We start from the raw sequence: 22,671 nt of genomic DNA, 5'->3' as shown, positions 1-22,671 counted from the left end.
AGGCTAACCCTGCCGCAGCCTCCGCAGGCCGTCGCGCACCGTCCGCCAGGACCGCGCGGCGGCCTGCGCCGGTATGGCGGCGGCCCGTGCGACGGCACGTAACGGGGCGGTGACGATGCGCCCCCACCGGTTCATGACCGACGGCGGCAGCCATTCCGCCCGGAGCCTGCGGGCCGGCCGCGAGTGCCTCCGCAGCGATGCCTGCACCACCGCCATCCTGTCTGCCGCGGAGGGTGCGGCGGCGCCGGCGGCCCCGGCAGTTCCCGCAGCCCCGGCAGCGGCGGCGCCGTCGGGCGTCCCGGCCGGCGGCCCGTACTGCTGGCGTTCGTAGTCAGCGGTCAGCGACGCAACCGCCCGGGCGCCGGCGTCGTCCGCATTGTCCGGCCCGCCCAGGGCAGCCGACGAGCGCAACCGGCCGGAGAAGTGCCGCGGAGTTTCGCTGAGGCCGGGAGCCAGTCCGTAGTCGGTGGCCAGATCCCGTAGCTCGGCCCAGGCTGCCGCGGCCGCGTTGCCCCCCGGGGACGGTGCGCGCCTGAGCCGTTGTGACCGCAGGCCGGTGCGGACCATCCGGGGCGATGCGGCGATCAGCGCAAGGACCAGGAGGCCGGCGGCGCCGTAGAGCGGGAGCGTCAGCGGGTGCCCTGCCTCACCGGCCGAATCCAGCCCGGGGAGCGGCGCGGGTGTTTCCGGTGTGGCACCCGGTGTGGCGGCATTGGACGGGATGAGGTCGTCGTTGTTTTCATTGGTGCCGGCGCCGCCCGGCGTGAAGGCCTGCGCTGCGTAGTCCGGCACCATGCCACGGGAAGGTGTGGGTTCGAATGCCACCCAGCCGAGTCCTTGGAAATACAGTTCCGGCCAGGCGTGCGCGTCCCTGGAGTCAACTTCGTATTCTGTCAGTGCGCCCTGCCCGGGAACCGAAACCGTGCCGCCCGTGGACCGGCCCGGTGCATACCCCACGGCGATGCGGCTGGGGATCCCTTCCAGCCTGGCCATCACGGCCATGGCCGAGGCGAAATGGATGCAATAGCCGCTCTTCTGGGTCAGGAAGTCCGCCAGAACGGAGAGCCCGTTGCCGTCGTAGCCGCCCTGCACGGGGGACTGCAGGGAATAGGTGAATTCGACGGAGCGCAGGTAGTTCTGGATGGCCATTGCCTTGGCATACGCCGTGCTGCTTCCCGCGGTCACCGTGTCCGCGGTGCTGCGCACGATGTCCGGCACGTTGTTGGGCGGCCGGATGAATTCCTCCGAGATCCCGCGAACCGCCGCCGAAGACCGGGACAACAGTTCGGGCGTGAGCCTGGGGGCGCTGGACTGCACAACGTACTGCTGGTTCCGTGAGTTGGTGTCCACGCCCTTGATGCTCAGGGTGGCCGGATCCCAGCTCCACCGCCCGTCCAGGCCGTTGACCGAGTCCGGAGCGTACGGCGCCGGCAGGTAGGGGCTGGTGAAACGCCCGGTATTGATCGCAGTGACCTGCCGGACCTGCTCGTCAGCGACGATCTCATACCCGGTGTCCATCCGCCCGACGCCCACCCGGCGGGACCCGTCACGGTCGTCCGGTGACCACGAATCGCCGTCGAACCGGTCCACGGTGACGGACCGCAGGTAAGGGGGCCTGCTGGCACTGGTGGCATAGGTGATGCGCCCGTCGCCGGATGGACTCCGCAAGCTGTTGCCCAGGCTGATCATGGGGTTGAGGCCGGTGGACGAACCCCACGGGTTGAGCCTGGAACCCTGCGGAAACGTGCCTTGGTCGAAGCCCGGAATGGCGAGGGGGAGGAGGAGCGTGATCACCAGCGCCATGCCCCCCGTGAGGGCCGCACGGCGGAACTGTCCGGGATTCCGGGCGGTGTCGGCCACGGTGCGGTCAGCCGGGGCGAACCACTGGCTGCAGGCAAGGATCATGAGGTAGCCGGCGGCAGCGGCCGCAAACGCCCACGGCCCGACGCTCTGCGGTTTGACCATGGCCGGTACCACCAGGACGGCCACGAGCCCCAGCCCGCTGGTTGCCGGAAGAGCCAGGGGCACCGCAAGGGCATCGACCAAGATGACCACCAGGCCCAGGACCGCGCAGGTGACCAGTACGATGCCGGCGTTCGGGGCCACGGGGGAGCTCTCGGCCAGGACGGTTTCGCTGGCCCGGCGCAGATACCGGCCCAACTGCTCCATGGTGTCCCCGGACGGAATGAACCCAGCGATGCTGAACCTGCGGAAGAACGTGAAGGTCAGGATGAAGACGAGCGCTGCGAAGCCGCCGAGCGCCACCAAGAAGGGTTGCGCCCGCAGCGACCTCAGGGCGGCCATGGCCAGGGCAACAACAAAGACTGTGGTCAGCACCGGAAGATACCAGGCCCAGCCCCGCAGCACTCCGTTCAGGGACAGGGCGGCGCCGGCGACGGCCAGGGCGACGGCAGCGGCCATGACCCAGGGCTGCGCGCCGACCCGGCGCGGCCGTGGAGCCGGCGCCGTGGCTGGTGCCAGGACCTCGGACGTGCGGCCGGTCCCCGGACCGGAGTGCCGCTGGGGAGTCATGGTCATCGGCTGACTCCTGTGGCGCGGCGGACGTCCGCGGCGGCCGTGGCGGCAGCCGCATCGCGCTGGTCGAAAGAGGACCACGCCGCTGCCACCGATGTGCCGGGGGTGATGGCCACGGCCCGCCAGCCGCCGGACCGCAGGACCTCAACGGCGTCGCGGCACTCTCCGGGATGGTCGGTGACGATGATCGCAAAGGCGTTGGCCCCGAACCCGGCGGCGGCGGACAGCGAGCGTGCCTCGGCTGCCTGCACGTGGCCCAGGATCGCCATGATGGGGCCGCGCTGGCGGTGGGCGGAAAGCTTGTCCATGAGCCGGTCGTCGAAGGCCCGCTGACCCGATTCGGGCGCTGCATGGTGCGCTGCATGGTGGGCGCCGGAGAGCTGGATGGCCGCCAGGCTCTCGGCGATGGACTGCAGGCCCGCGGACCCGGTGTATTCCTCGGCCTCCGGTTCCGGGGCGGAGGGGGATTGCAGGAAGGCCGCTTCCCCCGCGGGGTCGAGGAACCGCAGGGCGTAGTTGCGTTCGGCCAGATGGGCGCTCACCGACATGGCGGCCGTAACCGCCCATTCGAAGGTGTCGCTGGTGACCAGTTCGTGGCCGTCCTCACCGGACGTGGCAGAAAAGGCGGCGCCCGGTCCGCGCGCAAACGCCGACCACCGCTGGTCCAGGATGATGGTGGCCTCCGGCGTGGTCACGGATTCCTCTTGCCGCACCATCAGGGCCCCGTGCCTGGCGGTCGCGGCCCAGTGGACCCGGCGCATCGGATCTCCGTGGCGGTATTCGCGGGTCATGACGTCGTCGTCGCTCGGGTTTGCCCGGATGCGCGTGGCCGTGACGCCGTCGTTGCCGCGTGCGCCGGCAAGTCCCGTCGCGGGGAGTTCGACGGCGGCGGGCGTCACCGTCAGGGTGTCGCCGTCGTCGATTGCGTGGCGGTGCAGCGAAAGTCCAAAGGGATCGGTGAACTCGGCCGTCACCGGGCCAATGACGAACTGACCCCGTTTGCCGGACCGGAGGTGGTATTCGTAGCGGCTGGTCCCGCCGGTCGCCGAGCGTGACGGGAAACGGAAGGCCGGCGACTCACCGAACCGCGACGGGAGGCGTTCCTCCATGATGACCTGGCCGGTGGCCGGGCCGGTCCGGGCCACAGCGAGGCGCACGGTGGTGGTCGAGGACGTTTCCACACTGGCTGGGCTGAATTCCCGGTACACCTTGAACCGGGGCTTGAGGAGGCGTATCCCTGCCAGTGAAACCAGCGGGAGGACGATCAGCAGGATGCCGAGCGAGAGGAGGTCGCGCCTGCCCATGACCTGTGCTGCCAGCAATGAGACCACACCGGCAGCCAGCAACCCCCAGCCGCGAGTGCTGAAGAGATGCCGCGGGAGCCTGTCGGTGAGGGCCATCGTGGCGCCGTCCGCTAGCGGCTGTGCCGAAGGTCCGCGCCGCCGCGCGGGCTGCCGGCCCGGGAGGGGGCTGCGGACATTTCCTGCGGCACAGGAAGTTTGGCCAGGATGCTGCGGATGACACTGTGCGGGGTTTCGCCCGTGCTGGCGGCCTTGCGGTCGAGGATGATCCTGTGCGCCAGCACGGCTTCGGCAACGGTGACGACGTCGTCGGGCAGCACGAAGTTCCGGCCCTCCAGCGCGGCGGTGGCCTTCGCCGCCCGCAGCAGTTGGAGCATGGACCGGGGACTGGCGCCGAGGCGGAGCATGGCGCTTTCGCGGGTGGCGCGCCCCAGCGCCACGGTGTACTCCTTGACTGCCTGCGAAACGTAGACGCGCTGGACGGCGGCGATCATGCCGGCCACATCGGCCGAAGTGACGACGGCGGTCACCCGGGTCAGCGGCGAGGTCGCCTGGTGCGTCTCCAGCATCTCGATCTCCGAGTCCTTGTCCGGATAGCCCATGGAGATCCGGGCCATAAACCGGTCGCGCTGCGCTTCCGGCAGCGGATAGGTCCCTTCCCATCTCAATGGGATTCTGGGTGGCCACCACCATAAAGGGCTCGTCCAGCTTGTAGGAGTGCCCGTCCACTGTGACCTGGTGCTCTTCCATGCACTCCAGGAGCGCAGACTGGGTCTTTGCGGAAGCGCGGTTGATCTCGTCCCCGATGACAATGTTCGCGAACACGGCGCCGGGCCTGAATTCGAACAGCCGCGAGGCCTGGTTGTAGATGGACACACCTGTGACGTCCGAGGGCAGGAGGTCCGGGGTGAACTGGATCCTGCTCACCGAGCAGTCGATGGTGCGGGCGAGTGTCTTGGCGAGCAGCGTCTTTCCCACACCGGGAACATCCTCAAGCAGCAGGTGCCCCTGGGCCAGAAGAACCGTCAGGGCAAGCTTCGCCGCTTCGGCCTTGCCGTCGATGACCGTATTAATGGCTGACAGGATGCGCTCGCTGGCGGCGTGGAAGGCTTCGGCGTCCATGGCCGGCGGCCGGGTCCCGTTCAGTGGGTTTCCCGCCACTCCCGCACCGTCGGGGAAGACCTGCCCGTCAGGGAGGGCTTCATCTACTGTCGTGCGTCTGTGGGAGTCCATCGGCAGCCTTTCAGACCTGGGGAAGCCTGGCACGGGTTGGCAGGAAGTGCCGGCGCCCGCCGTCGGGCGTTCGCCCGTATGCCACCAGACTACTAACACAACTGCCGGGGCTAACAGAGAGTTCCGGTATTTCCCGGCAGGATCCGGGAAGCCCGGGAAGCTAGGGTAGAAGGATGAACACCCCGTTGACGCCAGCCCCGTTTCGCGTGCCCGGAAGCGACGGCTCCGGCCGGCAGGGCTATCCGCCCGCTCCCGAGCCGCTGCCCGTCCCGGTCATGGACAACCACACGCACCTGGACTTCCCCAACGCCGACGTGAAGGTGGAGGTGGCCGCCGCACTGGACGTTGCGGCGTCAGTAGGCGTGCAGGGAGCCGTGCAGGTTGGCTGCGACCTGGAATCCTCCCGGTTCACGGTGCAGGCCGTTGACCTGGACCCCCGCCTTCTCGGTGCTGTGGCCATCCACCCCAACGACGCCCCGGACTACGCCGCCCGCGGCGAACTGGAGGATGCGCTGGCCGAGATCGAGGCCCTGGCAGCGCATCCCAGGATCCGTGCCATTGGTGAGACGGGCCTGGATTTCTTCCGCACCGAGGGGGAGGGGCTGAAGCACCAGCGGTACTCGTTCCGGCGCCACATCGACATTGCCAAGCGCCTCGGCCTGACGCTGCAGATCCATGACCGGGACGCCCACGACGACGTTGTCCAGGTCCTGCGCGAAGAGGGCGCCCCCGAGCGGGTGGTGTTCCATTGCTTCTCCGGAGATGAACAGCTCGCCCGCACCTGCAACAACGAAGGCTGGTACATGTCGTTCGCAGGAACGGTCACGTTCAAGAACGCGGCCAACCTCCGTGAAGCACTTGTGATTGCCGACCCTGCCCGGGTCCTGGTGGAAACCGATGCGCCCTTCCTGACCCCGCACCCCTTCCGCGGCCGGCCCAACGCCAGTTACCTGATCCCTCATACGGTCCGTGCCATGGCCGAGTTGACAAGCACTGATTTGTCCGACATTTGCGCTCGGATTGCCCGGAATTCCCTGCAGGCGTACGGATCCTGGGACTGAGGAGAGCCCCGATCAGGGAACCCTCAGGAATACCAGGTATGCACAAAATCTTGGATGCTTTATAACGCTTCGGTTACAGTGGATAACTATTAGCCGGGGTCGGGGAAGGCCTTCGGATAATTTCGCTCAGTTCCGGACCTGCCGAGAGGCTGGTCTGCGGAGTCCTGAGCATGGCGGCGCACACGTCTGCTGCAAACATCCGGACCATGTCCGGAGTTGCCCTGAGGGTGTTTGCGTCGGTGGGTGATGTGCGTTTTTCCCCGTGCCCGGATGGTCCTAGAGTTACGGGCAATCGTGGTCAAGTTCTTCACTTCGGACGGTAAATTCAGTTTCGTCAAGGTCGGCGCCCAGCTGGTTGTGCTCTCGGCACTCGTGCTGGGCCTCGTGGCCTTCGTAGGCAACAACAAGACAGTCACCCTGAACGTGGACGGCAAAGTCAGCTCCGTCCAGACCTTCGGCGGGACCGTAGGCCAAGTGGTCAAGAGTGCCAAGGTGGAGCTGCAGGCCGCGGACCGGGTATCCCCGTCTGCGGACGCCCGCGTGGAGGATGGCTCGGTCATCAACGTCAATCTCGCCAAGGCCGTGAAGATCAGCCTCGACGGGGCAGAAAAGACCATTAACACCACCTCGGCCAATGTCGAAGGACTGGTCACGGAACTCGGCGTTGCCAGCGCCTCGGAAGTCTCCGTGCCGAAGGACGCCCAGCTTGCCGTTTCCGGTTCCTTTGTGGCCATCTCCACCCCCAAGACCGTCAGCATCCTGGCGGACGGCAAGGCCACCAAGGCGACCACCACTGCGGCAACCGTGGCTGAGGTCCTCAATGACGCCGGAGTAACCGTCGGCGCAGGCGACCGGCTGTCCCAGCCCCGCAACGCCCACGTCGTCAATGACATGGCCATCAAGGTGTCCCGGGTGGATTCCACCAAGACAGCCGCCACCTCCGAGGAGGTTCCTTTCGACACGATGAGTTCCGAAAGCGCCGATCTCTTCGTGGGCGAGAAGAAGGTCACCCAGGCCGGTGTCCCCGGCAAGGTGGACAAGAACTTCAAGCTCGTGCTGGTGGACGGCCGCGAAGCCGCCCGGACCCTCGTCTCCGAGACCGTCTCCGTCCAGCCCGTGACCGAAAAGGTCTCCGTGGGGACCAAGGAAAAGCCCAAGGCTGAAGCCGCCGCGAACACCGGCGCAGCAGCCCCCGCCATGATGAACGAAGCCATGTGGGACAAGATCGCGCAGTGCGAATCCACCGGCAACTGGTCCATCAACTCCGGAAACGGCTACTACGGCGGACTGCAGTTCGACATCCAGACCTGGATTGGTTCCGGCGGCGGGGCGTACGCACCCAACGCCAGCCTCGCCACCAAGGCGCAGCAGATCGACATCGCCAACCGCGTGTACGCACAGCGCGGCCTCCAGCCCTGGGGCTGCGGCTGGGCAGCGACCAGCTAGCAGTTACTGATCGTGTATCGCGGCAGCTGACCACCGCCGCGACGCAATAAAGGGCCAGGTCCGGAACGCCGGACCTGGCCCTTTGCCGTCCCCATGGCGACCCCTCCGAATACTGCCGCCTGGGACGGCAGCGCCGGCCGGCGTCGGACACGGCCGCCGCAGGCCGGCGGGATAGGATACCTAGGTGACTGAACCGACCCCCGCCGCCTCCGGCACCGCGCCCGCACCACTCTTTGGCGCCTCCGACGTCCGCCGGCTCGCCGAGGAAATCGGGGTCCGCCCCACGAAGACCCTGGGCCAGAACTTCGTGATCGACGGCAACACCATCCGCCGGATCGTCGCTGCCGCTGACATCCACGCCGACGAGACCGTCCTCGAGGTGGGTCCCGGACTGGGCTCGCTCACCCTGGGATTGCTGGACGCCGCCAAGTCGGTCGTCGCCGTCGAAATCGATCCGGTCCTCGCCGCCAAACTGCCGGGCACTGTGCAGCAGTGGCGCCCCGACGCCGCCAAGGATTTCCATCTGGTGCTGGCCGACGCCATGAGGGTCACGGAACTGCCGGTGGAACCCACTGCCCTCGTGGCGAACCTCCCGTACAACGTCGCGGTGCCGGTGGTGCTCCACCTCCTGCAGCACTTCCCGAGCCTCCGGCACGGCCTGGTCATGGTCCAGGACGAGGTGGCGGACCGGCTCGCCGCCGGCCCCGGGTCCAAGACCTACGGTGTGCCGTCGGTGAAGGCCGCCTGGTACAGCAGCATGCGCAAGGCCGGCGTGATCGGCATGAATGTCTTCTGGCCTGCACCCAAGATCCACTCGGGGCTTGTCGCCTTCACCCGCCGTGAGCCGCCGGTGACGTCGGCCACCCGCGAACAGGTCTTCGCCGTCATCGACGCCGCGTTCGCGCAGCGCCGGAAAACCCTGCGTGCCGCCCTGGCCGGATGGGCCGGAAGCGCCGCGGAGGCCGAACGTTGCCTGCTGGCGGCAGGTGTTGATCCCACTGCCCGGGGCGAAGTAATCGACATCGCGGCGTTCGCGCGGATTGCCGAAGCCCGTCAGGCCGCGCAGGGTTGAGTCGCAGGGGCGCTGCCGCATCGGGTGTCACCATGGGTGCGCATGCTTGGAGCCTGACGCTGCCATGCCATAGCTTGGACTCATGAACGCAGTGAGAGGGCGCTTTGCCGCGAGGACGGTCCGGGTCAAGGCTCCCGGCAAAATCAACGTCTCGCTGGATGTGGGCCCGCTGCGTGAGGACGGCTACCATTCCGTGGCCAGTGTCTACCTCGCCGTTTCCCTCTACGAGGAAGTGGCTGCCACCAGCACTCCCACGGAGGGCATTACGGTCAGCATCAGTCCGGCCAGCACGCTGGATCTGGCGGACGTGGACATACCGCTCGACGAACGGAATCTCGCCTACAAGGCGGCCGCCATCATGGCAGACGTGTCCGAGCACTCCACCGGTGTCCACCTGGAAATCACCAAGCGGGTCCCCGTGGCCGGCGGCATGGGGGGAGGATCAGCAGACGCCGCAGCCACGCTGCTCGCCTGCGACGCCCTCTGGAACAGCGGGCTGTCCCGTGATGAGCTCGCCCACCTGGCCGCAGAACTCGGGGCCGACGTCCCGTTTTCCCTCCTCGGCGGCACCGCGGTGGGACTCGGCGTAGGGGATGAGTTGTCTCCCGCGCTGGCCAAAGCGCAAATGGACTGGGTCCTGGTCACGGCCGACTACGGGCTGTCCACGCCGGAGGTCTTCCGCACCCTGGACCGCCTTCGCCTCGCCGAAGGCGTCACCGTGGAAGAGCCCGACGCCGTGGATCCGAAGATCCTGCAGGCGCTGCGCAGCGGGGACGCGGACGCCTTGAGCCGCGTCCTGGTCAACGACCTCCAGCGGGCCTCCATTGAGCTGGCGCCGGGACTGCGCGATATCCTTGGACTTGGCGAATCGTGCGGAGCGATCGCCGGACTTGTTTCAGGGTCCGGCCCCACCGTGGCCCTGCTCACGCACAGCCCTGCAGCGGCTGCCAGCCTCGCGGAGGACCTCGGCCATCACGGCCTGAACGCACTGGCCGTCCATGGACCGGTGCACGGGGCCCGCATCATCTCCGATACGCTCCTTTAGTACTTCCGACCCCGTTCGACCCTTTACGTTCGACGAATTTCCACCGAAGAAAGCAGTTCCCAGTGGCTCACCTGCTCGGCGGCGAGAACCTCACGGTCTCGTATGCAACCCGCACCGTCCTCGACGGCGTTACCCTCGGCCTTGAAGAGGGTGACCGGATCGGCATGGTGGGCCGAAACGGCGACGGCAAGTCCACCCTCATGCGCCTGCTGGCGATGCGCTCCACCCCCGATTCCGGCCGCGTGACCAAGCGCAGCGAAGTCAACATCGGCTACCTCGACCAGAGCGACGTGCTCGACGGCGACCTCACGGTCGGTGCCGCCATCGTCGGCGACCAGGCGGACTACGAATGGGCCCGCAACCCGCAGATCCGCGAGGTCATGGGCGGCCTGGTGTCCGACGTCGACTGGCACGCCAACGTACATGCCCTCTCCGGCGGGCAGAAACGGCGCGTTGCGCTGGCCAAGCTGCTGATCGAAGACCACGACGTCATCATGCTCGATGAGCCCACCAACCACCTCGACGTCGAAGGGGTCGCCTGGCTCTCCCGCCACCTCAAGACCCGCTGGCGCGCCAACCAGGGCGCCTTCCTGGTGGTCACCCACGACCGCTGGTTCCTCGACGAAGTCTGCAACAAGACCTGGGAAATCCACGACGGAATCATGGACCCGTTCGAAGGCGGCTACGCGGCCTACGTCCTGGCCCGCGCCGAACGGGACCGCTCGGCTTCGGTAATGGAAGGCAAGCGCCAGCAGCTCGTCAAGAAGGAACTCGCCTGGCTGCGCCGCGGCGCCCCCGCCCGCACCGCCAAGCCGAAGTTCCGCATCGAAGCCGCCAACGCGCTGATCGCCGACGTCCCGGAGCCCCGCGACTCGATGGCGCTGAGCAAGATGGCCACGGCGCGCCTCGGCAAGGACGTGCTGGACCTTGAGCACGTTTCCCTGGACTTCCTCGGTGGCGAAGCCGGCCAGAAGCTCTTCGACAACATCACCCTCCGCCTCGCACCGGGGGAGCGGCTGGGGCTGGTGGGCGTCAACGGCGCCGGCAAGACCACCCTGCTCAAGCTCCTCAACGGCGAAATCCAGCCCACCTCCGGCAAGGTCAAGCGCGGCAAGACCGTTGTTACCGCCGTGCTGACCCAGGAGGTCAAGGAACTCGACGACGTCAAGGACCTGCGGGTCATCGAAGTGATCGAGCGCGAAAAGCGGTCCTTCAATGTTGGCGGCAAGGAATTCAGCGCCGGCCAGCTGGTGGAACAGCTCGGCTTCACCAATGAGAAGCAGTGGACCCCGGTCAAGGACCTGTCCGGTGGCGAACGCCGCCGCCTCCAGCTCCTGCGCCTGCTCGTTGGCGAACCCAACGTGCTGATGCTCGACGAGCCCACCAACGACCTGGACACCGACACGCTCGCCGCCGTCGAAGACGTCCTGGACGGCTGGCCGGGCACGCTCGTTGTGGTGAGCCACGACCGCTACCTGCTGGAGCGCGTAACCGACCACCAGATGGCGCTGTTGGGCGACGGCAAGATCCGCGCGCTGCCGCGGGGCGTGGACCAGTACCTGGAACTGCGCGAAGGCGCCCTGGCCGGCTCCACCATCACAGGCGGCGGCAACCCCGTCATCGGCGCCAGCGGCAGCTCGGCACCCGCCGCCGAGGGCCCGGCCGGCCCCTCCGAAGCACAGAAGCGCGACGCCCGCAAAGCCAAGAACCGGATCGACCGCCAGCTGGGCAAACTGACCCAGCAGGAGGAAAAGATCCACGCCCAGATGGTCAAGAGCACCGCCGACAACGACTTCGACGCCATGGCAGACCTGAACAAGAAACTCAAAACCCTGGCCGAAGAACGCGAAGCCCTGGAACTCGAATGGCTCGAAGCGCTGGAAGTGCTCGGAGAGTAATAAGGGGGCCGGCCAGCAATGCGGGTGAGGGAGTTATCCGGCAGCGTGCGTCAAAGCGACGAAGGAGCAGCACGCAGAGGATGACTGCCTCACCGGGCGGCGGGCCTTAGTCCACGTCGGACCGGAGCTCGGGTTCCTTCTGCAGCCCCGTGAGGCCGTTCCAGGCGAGGTTCACCAGGTGGGCGGCCACGGCGCGCTTGTCCGGCGTGCGGCTGTCCTGCCACCACTGCCCGGTCATGGCCACCATGCCCACCAGCATCTGGGCGTACATGGCGCCGTCGGCCGCACTGAACCCGCGGCGGGCGAACTCGTCGGACAGGATGTGTTCCACCCGCGCGGTGACGTGGGAGAGCAGCGTGGAAAAGGCGCCTTCGGGCTGCGACGGCGGTGCGTCCCGCATCAGGATCCGGAATCCGTCCGTGCGGTCCTCGATGTACGTCAACAGGGCCAGTGCTGCCCGCTCCACCTGGACCCGTGGCTTGGCTTCGTCCGTGAGGGCGTCATTGATGGCGGCCAGCAGGATCCGGAACTCGTACTCCACCACCTGGGTGTAGAGGCCTTCCTTGGACCCGAAGTGCTCATAGATCACGGGCTTCGATACGCCCGCAGCAGCCGCAATTTCTTCGATCGTGGTGCCGTCAAGACCCCGGATGGCGAAGAGTCCGCGTCCGATGTCGATCAGCTGTGAGCGGCGCTGCGCACCGGTCATGCGGGGCCGGGGGATGTAACCGGGTGCCCTGACGGGCCGGCCGGGAGGGCTTCCGGCGCCAGCGGGCGCACCGTTGATCTTGCTCACCGTCCCATCATGCCTTAGGGATGCACCGGGCCCCGAGTCGCAAGTCCGCCGACCTTCGTGGCAGAATTGGTTCTCGTGCCACGGGGCTGCGGGTCCGGGCACGGTCCGCCCTGGTGTAATGGCAGCACCCCGGCCTTTGGAGCCGTGGAGTATAGGTTCGAATCCTATGGGCGGAACTGCCGCTGCGGACGGATCCCGGATCCGGAACAGACCGGCAAAGGTGTGAAAGTGCGCGCAACTGAGATCCACCAAGCAAGGAGAGCCTGTACGTGAGCCCCGAGACAACCGGCCCCGCCGCCGTCATCGTCCTAGCTGCAGGTGCCGGTACCCGGATGAAATCCCGGACGCCCAAGATTCTCCACGAAATCGGCGGCCTTTCGCTGGTTGGCCACGCCCTGCGTGCTGCCCGCACCATCGATCCCCGCCAGCTGGCCCTTGTGGTCCGGCACGAGCGCGACCTCGTGGCCGCGCACGTCTCCCGGCTTGATCCCGCGGCGCTGATCGTGGACCAGGATGAAGTCCCCGGCACCGGCCGCGCCGTGCAGGCGGCGCTGGAAGCCCTCGACGCCGGCGGACCGCTCAGCGGCACCGTTGTGGTCACCTACGGCGACGTGCCGTTGCTCTCGGCGGAGCTGCTTGCCGAGCTGGTCCTGATCCACGAACACGAACGCAACGCCGTCACGGTCCTGACCGCGGTCCTCGACGACGCGGCAGGCTACGGCCGGATCCTGCGGGCGGCCGACGGCACCGTCACGGGAATCCGCGAGCACAAGGACGCCTCCGACGAGGAACGTGAAATCCGAGAAATCAATTCCGGGATCTACGCCTTCGACGCCGCCGTCCTCCGCGACGCACTGGCCCACGTCACCACGGACAATGCCCAGGGCGAGATGTACCTCACCGACGTTCTGGGCATTGCCCGCGCGGCCGGCGGGCGGGTGGCCGCCGTGGTCACCAACGACCGCTGGCAGGTCGAAGGCGCCAACGACCGCGTCCAGCTCTCGGCACTCGGAGCCGAACACAACCGGCGCACGGTGGAGGCCTGGATGCGCGCCGGTGTGACGGTCGTGGACCCCGCCACCACGTGGATCGACTCCACGGTGACCCTCGCCGAGGACGTCCGGATCCTGCCCAACACCCAGCTGCACGGCGCCACGACGGTGGCGAGGGACGCCGTCGTCGGCCCTGACACCACGCTGACGGACGTCACCATTGGCGAGGGCGCCAAGGTGACGCGGACGCACGGCTCCGGAGCTGCGATCGGCGCGAACGCGAGCGTCGGACCGTTCACCTACCTCCGCCCGGGAACGGTGCTGGGGGAGACCGGCAAGATCGGCGCCTTCTACGAAACCAAGAACGTCACGATCGGCCGCGGTTCCAAACTGTCGCACCTCGGCTACGCCGGCGATGCGGAAATCGGCGAGGACACCAACATCGGCTGTGGCAACATCACGGCCAACTACGACGGCGAGCACAAGCACCGCACCGTGATCGGCTCCGGCGTGCGCACGGGTTCCAACACGGTCTTCGTCGCTCCGGTCCAGGTGGGCGACGGTGCCTACAGCGGAGCCGGCGCGGTGATCCGGCAGGACGTTCCCGCCGGCGCGCTGGCCATCTCGGTGGCCAAGCAGCGGAACGCCGAAGGCTGGGTCGTCTCGCACCGGCCGGGCTCCATCTCAGCAGTACTGGCCGAAGCCGCGGGGGCAACGGCGCCGGTCAGCGAAACAGCCGCGGCACAGCCGCCCCTGGATTCCTCAAGCACCCCGGCACCTACAGAAGAGGGCAAGCAATCATGACCGAAATTACGGCACGCGGCGAGAAGAAACTGGTTCTCGCCGCAGGGCGGGCCCACCCCGAGCTTGCGCGGGAGATCGCCAAGGAGCTGGGCACTGAACTGCTGCCGGTGGATGCCTACGATTTTGCCAACGGGGAAATCTACGTACGCGCCGGAGAGAGCGTCCGCGGCACGGACGCCTTCGTCATCCAGGCGCACCCGGCCCCGCTGAACAACCACCTCATGGAACAGCTGATCATGATTGATTCGCTGAAGCGGGCATCCGCCAAGCGCATCACCGTGGTTTCGCCCTTCTACCCCTACTCCCGCCAGGACAAGAAGGGCCGCGGCCGCGAGCCGATCTCCGCCCGTCTGGTGGCTGACCTGTACAAGACGGCCGGCGCGGACCGCATCATGAGCGTTGACCTGCACACCTCGCAGATCCAGGGCTTCTTCGACGGTCCGGTTGACCACCTCATGGCCATCCCGCTGCTGGCCGACTACATCCGCACGCGCGTCGCCGCGGACAACATCACCGTTGTCTCCCCGGACACCGGCCGCGTCCGCGTGGCCGAACAGTGGGCCGAGCGCCTCGGCGGTGCCCCGCTGGCGTTCGTCCACAAGAGCCGCGACCTCACGGTTCCGAACCAGGCCGTGTCCAAGACCGTCGTGGGGCAGATCGAAGGCCGCACCTGCGTCCTGATCGACGACATGATCGACACCGGCGGAACCATCTCCGGGGCCGTCCAGGTGCTGAAGAACGCCGGCGCCAAGGATGTCATCATCGCGGCGACCCACGCCGTCTTCTCCGACCCGGCTGCCCGCAGGCTCGCCGAGTCGGGTGCCCGCGAAGTGGTGGTCACCGACACGCTGCCCATCCCGGCTGACAAGCGCTTCGCGCAGCTGACAGTGCTGTCCATCGCACCGTTGATTGCCCGCGCCATCCGTGAAGTGTTCGACGACGGCTCCGTCACCAGCCTGTTCGACGGCAACGCCTAAGCCAGGGCCCACGCCAGCAGGGTTCCCTGAGCGAGCTTGCGAGCTTAGGGAGCTGGTGGGGATCCGAGCCCGCCGGCGTTGGGCCCCGTTTTCAGTAACAGGGCCCAACGCTGGTAGGCTGGTCCACGATACCTTGGCGAGGGAGAGCAGTCTCCGTTATCGACTGGGTCTGAATCTCCCTTCTTGAAGGGCCGGCCACGGGCCGCCCGGCGTTGAAGGTCGCAAACAGACCTCCGCCCTTGCTGAACACCCGTTTAGATTTCAAGGAGATTTACATGTCTGAGCAGAAGCTCGCAGCAGAAGTACGCACCGAATTCGGCAAGGGCTTCGCCCGCCGCGCACGCATGGCCAACCTGATCCCCGCCGTCATCTACGGCCACGGCGCAGAGCCGATCCACATCACCCTCCCGGCGAAGGCCACCACCCTGGCCGTCCGCACCGCCAACGCCCTGCTGACCCTGGACATCAACGGCGAACAGCACCTGGCCCTCGTCAAGGACATCCAGCGCAACCCGATCAAGCAGATCGTCGAGCACCTCGACCTCCTGACCGTCCGCACCGGCGAAAAGGTTACCGTCGACGTTCCCGTCCACCTCACCGGTGAACTGGCTCCGGGCAACGCCTACAACCAGGAAATGACCGTTGTTTCCCTCGAGGCCGAGGCAACCCACCTGCCCACCGCCGTCGAGGTCAGCATCGAAGGCCGTTCCGCCGGCGAGCACATCCACGCTTCCGACCTCGTCCTGCCGAAGGGTTCCATCCTGCTGGCCGACCCCGAGTCCCTGGTGGTCAACATCTCCGAGGCCACCGAGGTTTCCGACGAAGAGGCTTCCGAAGGCGCCACCTCCGAGGCTTCAGCCGAGTAATTCCGGCAGCCCGTTTCTCGTGGCCGGGTCCCTGTCGGGGCCCGGCCACTGCCGTATTAAAGCCCGTTTGCAACAACCCTAGGATTGACGAATGACTGACACCTGGCTGATCGTAGGCCTTGGCAACCCCGGCAGCGAATACAGCCACAACCGTCACAACGTCGGCCAAATGGTGCTGGATGAACTCGCGAGCCGGGTGGGCGGCAGTTTCAAAGTCCACAAGGCCCGCGCCCACGTCCTGGAGGGCCGGCTCGGGATCGGAGGACCCCGCGTCATCCTGGCCAAACCCATGAGCTACATGAACGTCTCCGGCGGTCCGGTGTCCGCCCTATCGAAGTTCTACGACATCGGTCCGGAGCACGTCGTGGCGGTCCATGACGAAATCGACATTCCCTTCAATACCGTCAAGCTCAAGATCGGCGGCGGCGAAGGCGGCCACAACGGGCTCCGGGACATTTCCAAAGCGCTGGCCACCAAGGACTACCTTCGGGTCCGCGTCGGAGTGGGCCGCCCGCCGGGCCGGATGGATACCGCCGACTTTGTTCTGAAGGACTTCGCCACGGCCGAAAAGAAGGAACTGCCGTTCCTCCTGGATGACGCCGCCGACGCCGTGGAGATTGTCATCAAGGACGGCCTTGCTGCCGCGCAGCAGAAATATCACACGTCGGTTTAGTAACGTTGCCTCGAAACCGCCTCTTTAGCGGTAGCCTGCGGGTGGGGGACTGGTCACGGTTGGTGCAATGCAATTGGTTAACCAGTTGCATAAAGCGGCCTAATTGTTTAGCCATACCTGCTATGGTAATTTTCACATTCAAGGTCTTGTTGCCTCGTTTGGCGGCATCGGAAAACTGAACACCCGACGGCTCAGCCAACTCGCATCAGCTGGAGCCACGAAGGTAGCGTGATCGATCGTGCTTGCATCACCAGGCTCTGAACATGGGGGGCTCCTGGAGACTGAACGCCGGGGCATGGGAGCCTCCGAGCGTCGTAAGTGGTCGTCTTTGGTCAGGCAGGACATCCAGGCGTCCGTCGTCTCCATCCTGTCTGAGAGCGAACTCCACGGCGTCGTAGTCGTCGGCGCGCAAGGCGTCGGCAAGTCCACTTTTGCGCGCGCAGTGGAAGCCAAGCTGGTGGGCAAGATGCATATCATCCACCTCCACGGAACCACCACTGATCCTGCCATTCCGTTTGGTCAACTGGCCTTTCTCGTGGCCCGGCTGCCCGGACATGTGCTGGAATCCCCGGGCGAAATCGTCCACGGCATTTCCCGGCTCATCCGCGAAGACGCCGCCGGGCGTCCGGTCCTGGTTGTGCTCGAAGACCTGCCGGCGATCGACAGCATGAGCACCGCAGTCCTGATGCACCTCATCCTGAGCGGCGCCGCGAAGCTCATGGTCACCGTTCGCAACGTGACGGACATGCCCGAAGACCTGATCCGGCTCCTGCGCAACAATTCGCTCGAAGAAATCCGGCTCGAAGTATTCACCAGGCCGGAAGTGAGCAAACTGCTTGCCGGCGTCCTGGGGCGTCCCGTGACTGCCACCGCCGCCAGTTCGCTGTACGCGGCGAGTGGCGGAAACCCGCTGGTTCTCCAGGCGATCGTGATTGAGCAACTGCGTTCAGGCAACCTCCACCTCGCCGGGAAAGTCTGGGCGCTGCGCGGGGGGATCAACCTCGCGGAAGCCGACGCCCTGGTGGACCTGGTCAGGTCCCGGTTGGCACGGGAAACCCCCAAGGTCAGGGAAGGCCTGGAGTGGCTGGCCCTGATCCGCCGGGTTCCCTTATTCGTCCTCCTCGATGTCCTGGACCCGGCCGTGGTTGCCGACCTCGAAAAGGCCGGGTATTTGCAAGTCGGTGAGACGGGCCGCCGCTGGGTGAGCCTGAAGGACGACTACGTCGGCGAAGTCATCCGGGGCTGGATGGACCTGCCGCGGCGCAAGGAACTCCACCAGCTCGTCGCACGGGTTGTGGGTGCAACCCCTGCCGAGATGGATGTCGAAGAGCTCCTCGGGTATGTCGCCTGGACCCTTGACTGCGGTGAGCCGGTGGAGCCGGCGTTCGCACTGGCCGCTGCCGCTGCGGCGAACCGGCTGTTCGACCCGATGTTCGCCTTGGAGGCGCTAGCGCAGATCCACGTCGGAGACCCGCACTGGGCTGAGGCCGCCCAGCAACGGGCCGCCGCCTACATGACGCTGGCCGAGCATGAGTCTGCCGTGGCGGTCCTCGAGGAGGTCACACCCGAGCAACTGGCTGAACTACCCGCGACCGCCTACGCGAGCTGCGTGCAGGATTTCTGCAGCGCGCTGCTCTGGGTCCACGGAGGGTACACGCGGATCGACGGAATCCTGTCGGCGGCCCGGCAGGAGCTGGCCCGGCGGGAAAGGGCATCCATCGGCAATGAGACGCCGGCCGACTTTGCCCGTGCCCACGAGCTGATCATGCTCGCCGAATTCGAGCAGATGATCCACCAGGGTGAATACGCCGCCGTCGCCGAAGACCTGGAACGGTCCTACAAAGAAGACGGCGACCCGCTGTACGTCCTGAACTGCGCCTGCCTGCTGACCATGGCGTGGGCGGTCATAGGCAGGGAGGCGGACGCCATTGCCCTGGCAGCCGAGATTCAGCACCGGATGGAACAGTCCAACGTGGCGCCGGGAATGCTGGCCTGGCAGGCCGAAGGACTGTTTGCCGCCCTGCTGTGCAGCGGCCAATGGGAGGACTGCGTCAGGATACTCACCGACGCACTGGACCAGAAGCCCAAAATCATGCAGTACCTGGGTGGGGCGGCAGAACTTGCGCTGGGTGTGGCCTACACCTATGCCGGACGGGCCGACCTCGCCATCGACACGCTGCTCGGCGCCCAGGCGCAGCTGGAAATCAGGCGGAGCTACTACGGACCGTCACTGGCCTGCTCAGCCCTGGCGTTCGCCTACGCCCAGGCCGGGGACATCCAGGAATCGCGAAACTTCCTCGACCTCGCAGCCCAGGAGGAACAGCATGTCGCCTGGTTCACCTCGTGGATGGCCGAGTTCTGCGTGCGGATGGCCAAGCGGTGGCTCAAGGATCCGGGTGCAAAGCAGAAGCTGATCGAGTCCGCGCACGAGGACATTTCCAAGGGGCGGACAACCACTGCCTCCATCAGCCTGTTCGGTGCTACGGTGCATGGAACGGAGGAAGAACTGGTTCTGCTGACCGAGGTGTCCTCCCGGAGGCAGGGAAAGATGGCCAGCGTCAACCGTCTGGTCGGGGAGGGGAGCAGAAAGAAGGATTCCAAACTCCTGCTTGAGGCTGCGTCACTGGCCCAGGAGCTGCACCTCGACGCGGTGGAGTCCAGATGCGTGGTGCTGGCGCTGGACATCGCCAGGGAAAAGGGGGACTCCCAGTCCGCACGGGCCGCCCAGCACCGGCTGGACCGGCTCGTGGAAACGCTGCCGGTGTTGCCGCTGATGCCGCACACGGTGGGACCGGAACTGACCGAACGGGAACGGCAGGTTGCCAGAATGGCCAGCCAGGGGTTGAGCAACAAGGAAGTCGCCAACCGGCTGCAGCTTTCCATTCGTACGGTGGAAGGCCATCTCTACCAGATCTTCACGAAAATGGGGATTTCATCGAGGAGTGAGCTTGAAGGAACCGCTCAAGTCTGACGGGAAGGCTTCGGGGCGGTCGCGCGCCGGGACCCGGCGCCAGAATGCTGATGATCCCTGGATAGACCGGGGGGACATGCTGTCCGCGGTCAAAGACGCCCTCGCATCGGACGACTGCTGGGCGGTTTTCGTCGTCGGCGACGCCGGATTGGGAGCGTCTTCGTTCCTGGCGCAACTGAATAGCGCCGGGAACGGCCGGCAGGCGGTCATGACCGTCCACGGAAGCCCGTCACTTTCACCGGTTCCGTACGGTGCACTTTCCCCGTACCTGTCTGATCTCTCAGTAGAGGACGTCACCTCCAAAGTGGCCGTCCTCAGGGCGCTGTGGGCGCACCTCGAAAGCGGCCGGAAGGGTCCGGGACCGGCCCTGCTGCTGGTGGACGACGCCCACGACCTCGACACCGCCACGGCCGAGATGATTTCCGAACTTGTCCAGGCCGGCTGGGCCAAACTCGTCGCCACCTGCATTCCGCGGCCCGGCATCCCCCAGCCCTTGCTCCGGCTCTGGCACGACGGCACTGCCGAACGGTTCGACATCGCCCCCCTCACCCTGGAACAGGGCCATCAACTGTGCGAGGCCCTGCTTGAGGGCAAAGTGCTCAACAGCACCTCGCGTGAATACTGGCAGGAGGCCGGCGGGAACACGCTGCTGCTCAAGACCCTGATCCGCGAGGCCCAGCGTTCCGGCGACCTGATCCAGCGCAACGGGGTCTGGCTCAACGCAGGTTCCTCCCATGTACGGACGCTGGAACTCACCGCCGTCGTGAAGGTCCAGCTCATGCGCATCTCGGCCGACGGCCGTGAGGCGCTGAACCTGATCGCGCTGGCGGAACCGGTGGACAGGACCCTCGTGGGAGAGATCGCGGGTGAGCCCGCCGTCAAGGAACTGCTGGACCAGCGTCTGGTGGTCCAGTCGGTGGACAGCGAACCGACGCTCCGGCTGGTCAGCCCGGTCTACGGGGAAGTGCTGCGCCGGATCGTTCCCGCGGCCCGAAGCCTCCAGCTGCACCGGGAGCTCGTGTCCCGGATGGAACTCTCCGCTGACAAACCCGAGTCCCTGCTCCGGATGGTTTCCTGGTCTTTGGACTGTGGAGCGGAAGTCCCCGCCAGGCTGCTGATCCGGGCCGCCGTGCTGGCCTGCAAGCTCTTCGAAAGCGAGACGGCCCTGCGCATCGCCTGGGCTGTCCGGGATCCTGAACTGCAACAGACGGCACGGGCCGTGATGGCCCGCTCGCACTACAACCTGGGGCACTACGACGAGGCTGCCGCCCTCTTGAACGTGAATGTGGACGCCGGCAGCGGCCTCACGCACATGGTGGTCAACAGCCTCTTGAGGTCCGCCACCCGGACGGCACTCGGGCAGCCCGCCTCTGCCATCGAGGAGGACGCCCGGCGCCTTCGCCTGTGGGGCGAAGAAGAGGCCGCTGCCCACCCCGCGGAGTCGGCCTCCATCCGCAGGCTCACGGCACGGCGGGCCTCCCTGGTGGAACTCATGGCGTACTCGCTCGCGGGCGACTACAGGCGGATGGGTCCCGGGCTCGATGACCTGCTGGCAGCCGACGCTTCCGCAGGGGAACCGGACGGCGCGCTCACCAGGTCGATGGCACTGGCCCTGCAGGCCGAACGGCTCTGTGCGCTGGGGTATCCGTTGCAAGGGCGCCAGCTCGCAATGGATGCCTACGGCCAGGTCCAGCCGCCGGACAACGACATCTTCTTCCTTCCGGAGTTCACTGTGGTGCGGCTCGTCGCCTGCGACCTGGCCGCAGGGGAGTGGGCTGAGGCCCAGCAACTCCTGGATGGCTACGCCCAGACGTCTTTCGGTTCCGCCATGGTTTCCTTCAGCGGTGCCTCATATGTCGTCATGGGCTACATTGCACTCCGGCAGGGGAAGCTCGCCGAGGCTCTGGAATTGCTGGTCACCGGGATTGAAGCCCTCCGCGACAGTGATCCCCAGCAGATGTTCCGGTTCTGCGCAGCCATGGCCTACTACGTGGCGGCGGCCCAGGGCTTCAAGGCCGAGGCCGACAGGCTGCGGTCGGACTATGAAGCGTGGGGCGAGCGCGGCATACATCTTGTGACAGCATTTGCGCGGGACTTCCTTGCTGCCGGTGAGGAACTCCAGGCAGGGAACGGATCCGGCATCGCGGCCCTGCACCGCAGCGCGGAGGAAGCCGCGCAACAGGGCGCAGGGTTCTTGGAACTGAACGCCCTCGCCCTGGCCATGAGCCTGGGAGACACCACCCGGCTGGGGCGTGTGCAGGAGCTGGCCGGCTCGGTGGAAGGCGCTTGGGCGGCGGCCCTGGCTGAATACTCCGCCGCGCTCGCCGATGGCAGCGCCGAACTGTACCTGCGTGCGGGGGAGTCGCTCTTCGCGGCCTCGGCCTTCCAGCTGGCCTCGGATGCCTATGCCGCAGCCCTGACCTCATTGGACCGGAGCCGGAACCGGGAGCTGGCAGCCATGGCCCGCGCCGGCATCGCCCGATGCAACGAAGAGCTGGGCCACGCCGGCAACGAAGCCCAGCCGGACACGGTGGCCCCGATCCTGACCAAGCGCGAACGGAACATCGTGGGGCTGGCGGCCACGGGACTCAGCGACCGGATGATCGCGGACAAGCTCCAGATCTCCGTCCGAACGGTGGAAGGCCACCTTTACCGTTGTTACCTGAAGCTTGGCATCGCGGGACGTGACGAGTTGGCTGCCGCCGCGGGCCTCGGAGAGGACCCGCCGGTTAAGGCCAAACCAGCACCCGGGAAATGAGTACTTGGACCGGGAGGTCCTACTCGGACGTGGCGCTCAAAACGGTGCGGCGACGGCGACTTGTTAACTATTTTGAAGCGCCCCGGGCGCACCTCTAGCCGCGTGTCAGCGCTGGATCCGCGGGGCCGCGTACCTTGGTCCGGTGACCAGGGGTACTTGCTTTCCAAGTACAGGTATCGGTCAAGCGCAAAATCGAGTACTCACTACTGGTGCCCGCGGGCGTGACAGCTGGTTAATTTGGGG

General features: G+C 66.7%; 14 protein-coding genes, 1 tRNA gene and 1 pseudogene. 12 read left to right on the top strand and 4 right to left on the bottom strand.

Annotation, left to right across the window (positions count from 1 at the left end; genetic code table 11):
* Positions 1 to 3 precede the first annotated feature (3 nt).
* The 3 genes and pseudogenes from AC6JAC_RS15795 to AC6JAC_RS15785 all read right to left on the bottom strand — a co-directional run bounded on the left by AC6JAC_RS15795 (position 4) and on the right by AC6JAC_RS15785 (position 5,069).
* On the bottom strand, positions 4 to 2,538 hold the full coding sequence (locus AC6JAC_RS15795) for a transglutaminase TgpA family protein (protein WP_028270416.1): 2,535 nt from the start codon (positions 2,536 to 2,538) through the stop codon (positions 4 to 6).
* Entirely contained in the window at positions 2,535 to 3,935 is a 1,401-nt protein-coding gene (locus tag AC6JAC_RS15790; protein WP_454697972.1) for a DUF58 domain-containing protein, read from the bottom strand. Before AC6JAC_RS15790 ends, AC6JAC_RS15795 begins: the two co-directional genes overlap by 4 nt.
* A gap of 14 nt (positions 3,936 to 3,949) precedes the next feature.
* Positions 3,950 to 5,069 (bottom strand): annotated as a pseudogene (locus AC6JAC_RS15785) (AAA family ATPase).
* 173 nt (positions 5,070 to 5,242) lie between these two features.
* Between AC6JAC_RS15785 and AC6JAC_RS15780 the strand changes: the two are divergent.
* The 5 genes from AC6JAC_RS15780 to AC6JAC_RS15760 all read left to right on the top strand — a co-directional run bounded on the left by AC6JAC_RS15780 (position 5,243) and on the right by AC6JAC_RS15760 (position 11,591).
* Positions 5,243 to 6,130 carry a TatD family hydrolase gene (locus tag AC6JAC_RS15780; RefSeq protein WP_028270414.1) on the top strand — a complete coding sequence of 296 codons (888 nt, stop codon included), beginning with the start codon at positions 5,243 to 5,245 and terminating at the stop codon, positions 6,128 to 6,130.
* Positions 6,131 to 6,424: 294 nt separating this feature from the next.
* On the top strand, positions 6,425 to 7,576 hold the full coding sequence (locus AC6JAC_RS15775; RefSeq protein WP_028270413.1) for a resuscitation-promoting factor: 1,152 nt from the start codon (positions 6,425 to 6,427) through the stop codon (positions 7,574 to 7,576).
* Positions 7,577 to 7,760: 184 nt separating this feature from the next.
* Complete coding sequence (rsmA, locus tag AC6JAC_RS15770; RefSeq protein WP_028270412.1) at positions 7,761 to 8,648, top strand: 16S rRNA (adenine(1518)-N(6)/adenine(1519)-N(6))-dimethyltransferase RsmA; 888 nt, start codon at positions 7,761 to 7,763, stop codon at positions 8,646 to 8,648.
* Positions 8,649 to 8,730: 82 nt separating this feature from the next.
* The gene (locus AC6JAC_RS15765) at positions 8,731 to 9,693 is read left to right on the top strand and encodes a 4-(cytidine 5'-diphospho)-2-C-methyl-D-erythritol kinase (protein ID WP_028270411.1); all 963 of its coding nucleotides are present in this window, start codon (positions 8,731 to 8,733) and stop codon (positions 9,691 to 9,693) included.
* Positions 9,694 to 9,755: 62 nt separating this feature from the next.
* Positions 9,756 to 11,591, top strand: coding sequence for an ABC-F family ATP-binding cassette domain-containing protein (locus AC6JAC_RS15760; RefSeq protein ID WP_028270410.1), 1,836 nt, complete (start codon positions 9,756 to 9,758; stop codon positions 11,589 to 11,591).
* Positions 11,592 to 11,697: 106 nt separating this feature from the next.
* Here AC6JAC_RS15760 and AC6JAC_RS15755 read toward each other — a convergent pair whose 3' ends face one another.
* Positions 11,698 to 12,300, bottom strand: coding sequence for a TetR/AcrR family transcriptional regulator (locus AC6JAC_RS15755; RefSeq protein WP_028270409.1), 603 nt, complete (start codon positions 12,298 to 12,300; stop codon positions 11,698 to 11,700).
* 191 nt (positions 12,301 to 12,491) lie between these two features.
* Here AC6JAC_RS15755 and AC6JAC_RS15750 point away from each other — a divergent pair.
* The 7 genes from AC6JAC_RS15750 (at position 12,492) to AC6JAC_RS15720 (ending at position 22,428) form a co-directional block, all read left to right on the top strand.
* Positions 12,492 to 12,563 (top strand) — tRNA-Gln (locus tag AC6JAC_RS15750).
* Between the two features lie 93 nt (positions 12,564 to 12,656).
* Complete coding sequence (gene glmU, locus AC6JAC_RS15745) at positions 12,657 to 14,183, top strand: bifunctional UDP-N-acetylglucosamine diphosphorylase/glucosamine-1-phosphate N-acetyltransferase GlmU (RefSeq protein ID WP_028270408.1); 1,527 nt, start codon at positions 12,657 to 12,659, stop codon at positions 14,181 to 14,183.
* Positions 14,180 to 15,160 (top strand): ribose-phosphate diphosphokinase, encoded by a 981-nt coding sequence (locus tag AC6JAC_RS15740; protein ID WP_028270407.1) that lies wholly within the window; start codon positions 14,180 to 14,182, stop codon positions 15,158 to 15,160. Before glmU ends, AC6JAC_RS15740 begins: the two co-directional genes overlap by 4 nt.
* A gap of 275 nt (positions 15,161 to 15,435) precedes the next feature.
* Positions 15,436 to 16,026, top strand: coding sequence for a 50S ribosomal protein L25/general stress protein Ctc (locus AC6JAC_RS15735; protein WP_028270406.1), 591 nt, complete (start codon positions 15,436 to 15,438; stop codon positions 16,024 to 16,026).
* Between the two features lie 91 nt (positions 16,027 to 16,117).
* Positions 16,118 to 16,699 carry an aminoacyl-tRNA hydrolase gene (pth, locus tag AC6JAC_RS15730; RefSeq protein WP_028270405.1) on the top strand — a complete coding sequence of 194 codons (582 nt, stop codon included), beginning with the start codon at positions 16,118 to 16,120 and terminating at the stop codon, positions 16,697 to 16,699.
* A gap of 238 nt (positions 16,700 to 16,937) precedes the next feature.
* Positions 16,938 to 19,670 (top strand): helix-turn-helix transcriptional regulator, encoded by a 2,733-nt coding sequence (locus AC6JAC_RS15725; RefSeq protein WP_156037094.1) that lies wholly within the window; start codon positions 16,938 to 16,940, stop codon positions 19,668 to 19,670.
* On the top strand, positions 19,648 to 22,428 hold the full coding sequence (locus AC6JAC_RS15720; protein ID WP_497965360.1) for a helix-turn-helix transcriptional regulator: 2,781 nt from the start codon (positions 19,648 to 19,650) through the stop codon (positions 22,426 to 22,428). The genes AC6JAC_RS15725 and AC6JAC_RS15720 overlap by 23 nt, the downstream gene beginning before the upstream one ends.
* Positions 22,429 to 22,671: the final 243 nt, after the last annotated feature.

It is taken from the genome of Arthrobacter sp. KUASC02, assembly GCF_059739395.1.
Note: the sequence above shows the minus strand (reverse complement) of the source record. Positions and strands in the feature narration are given on the sequence as shown.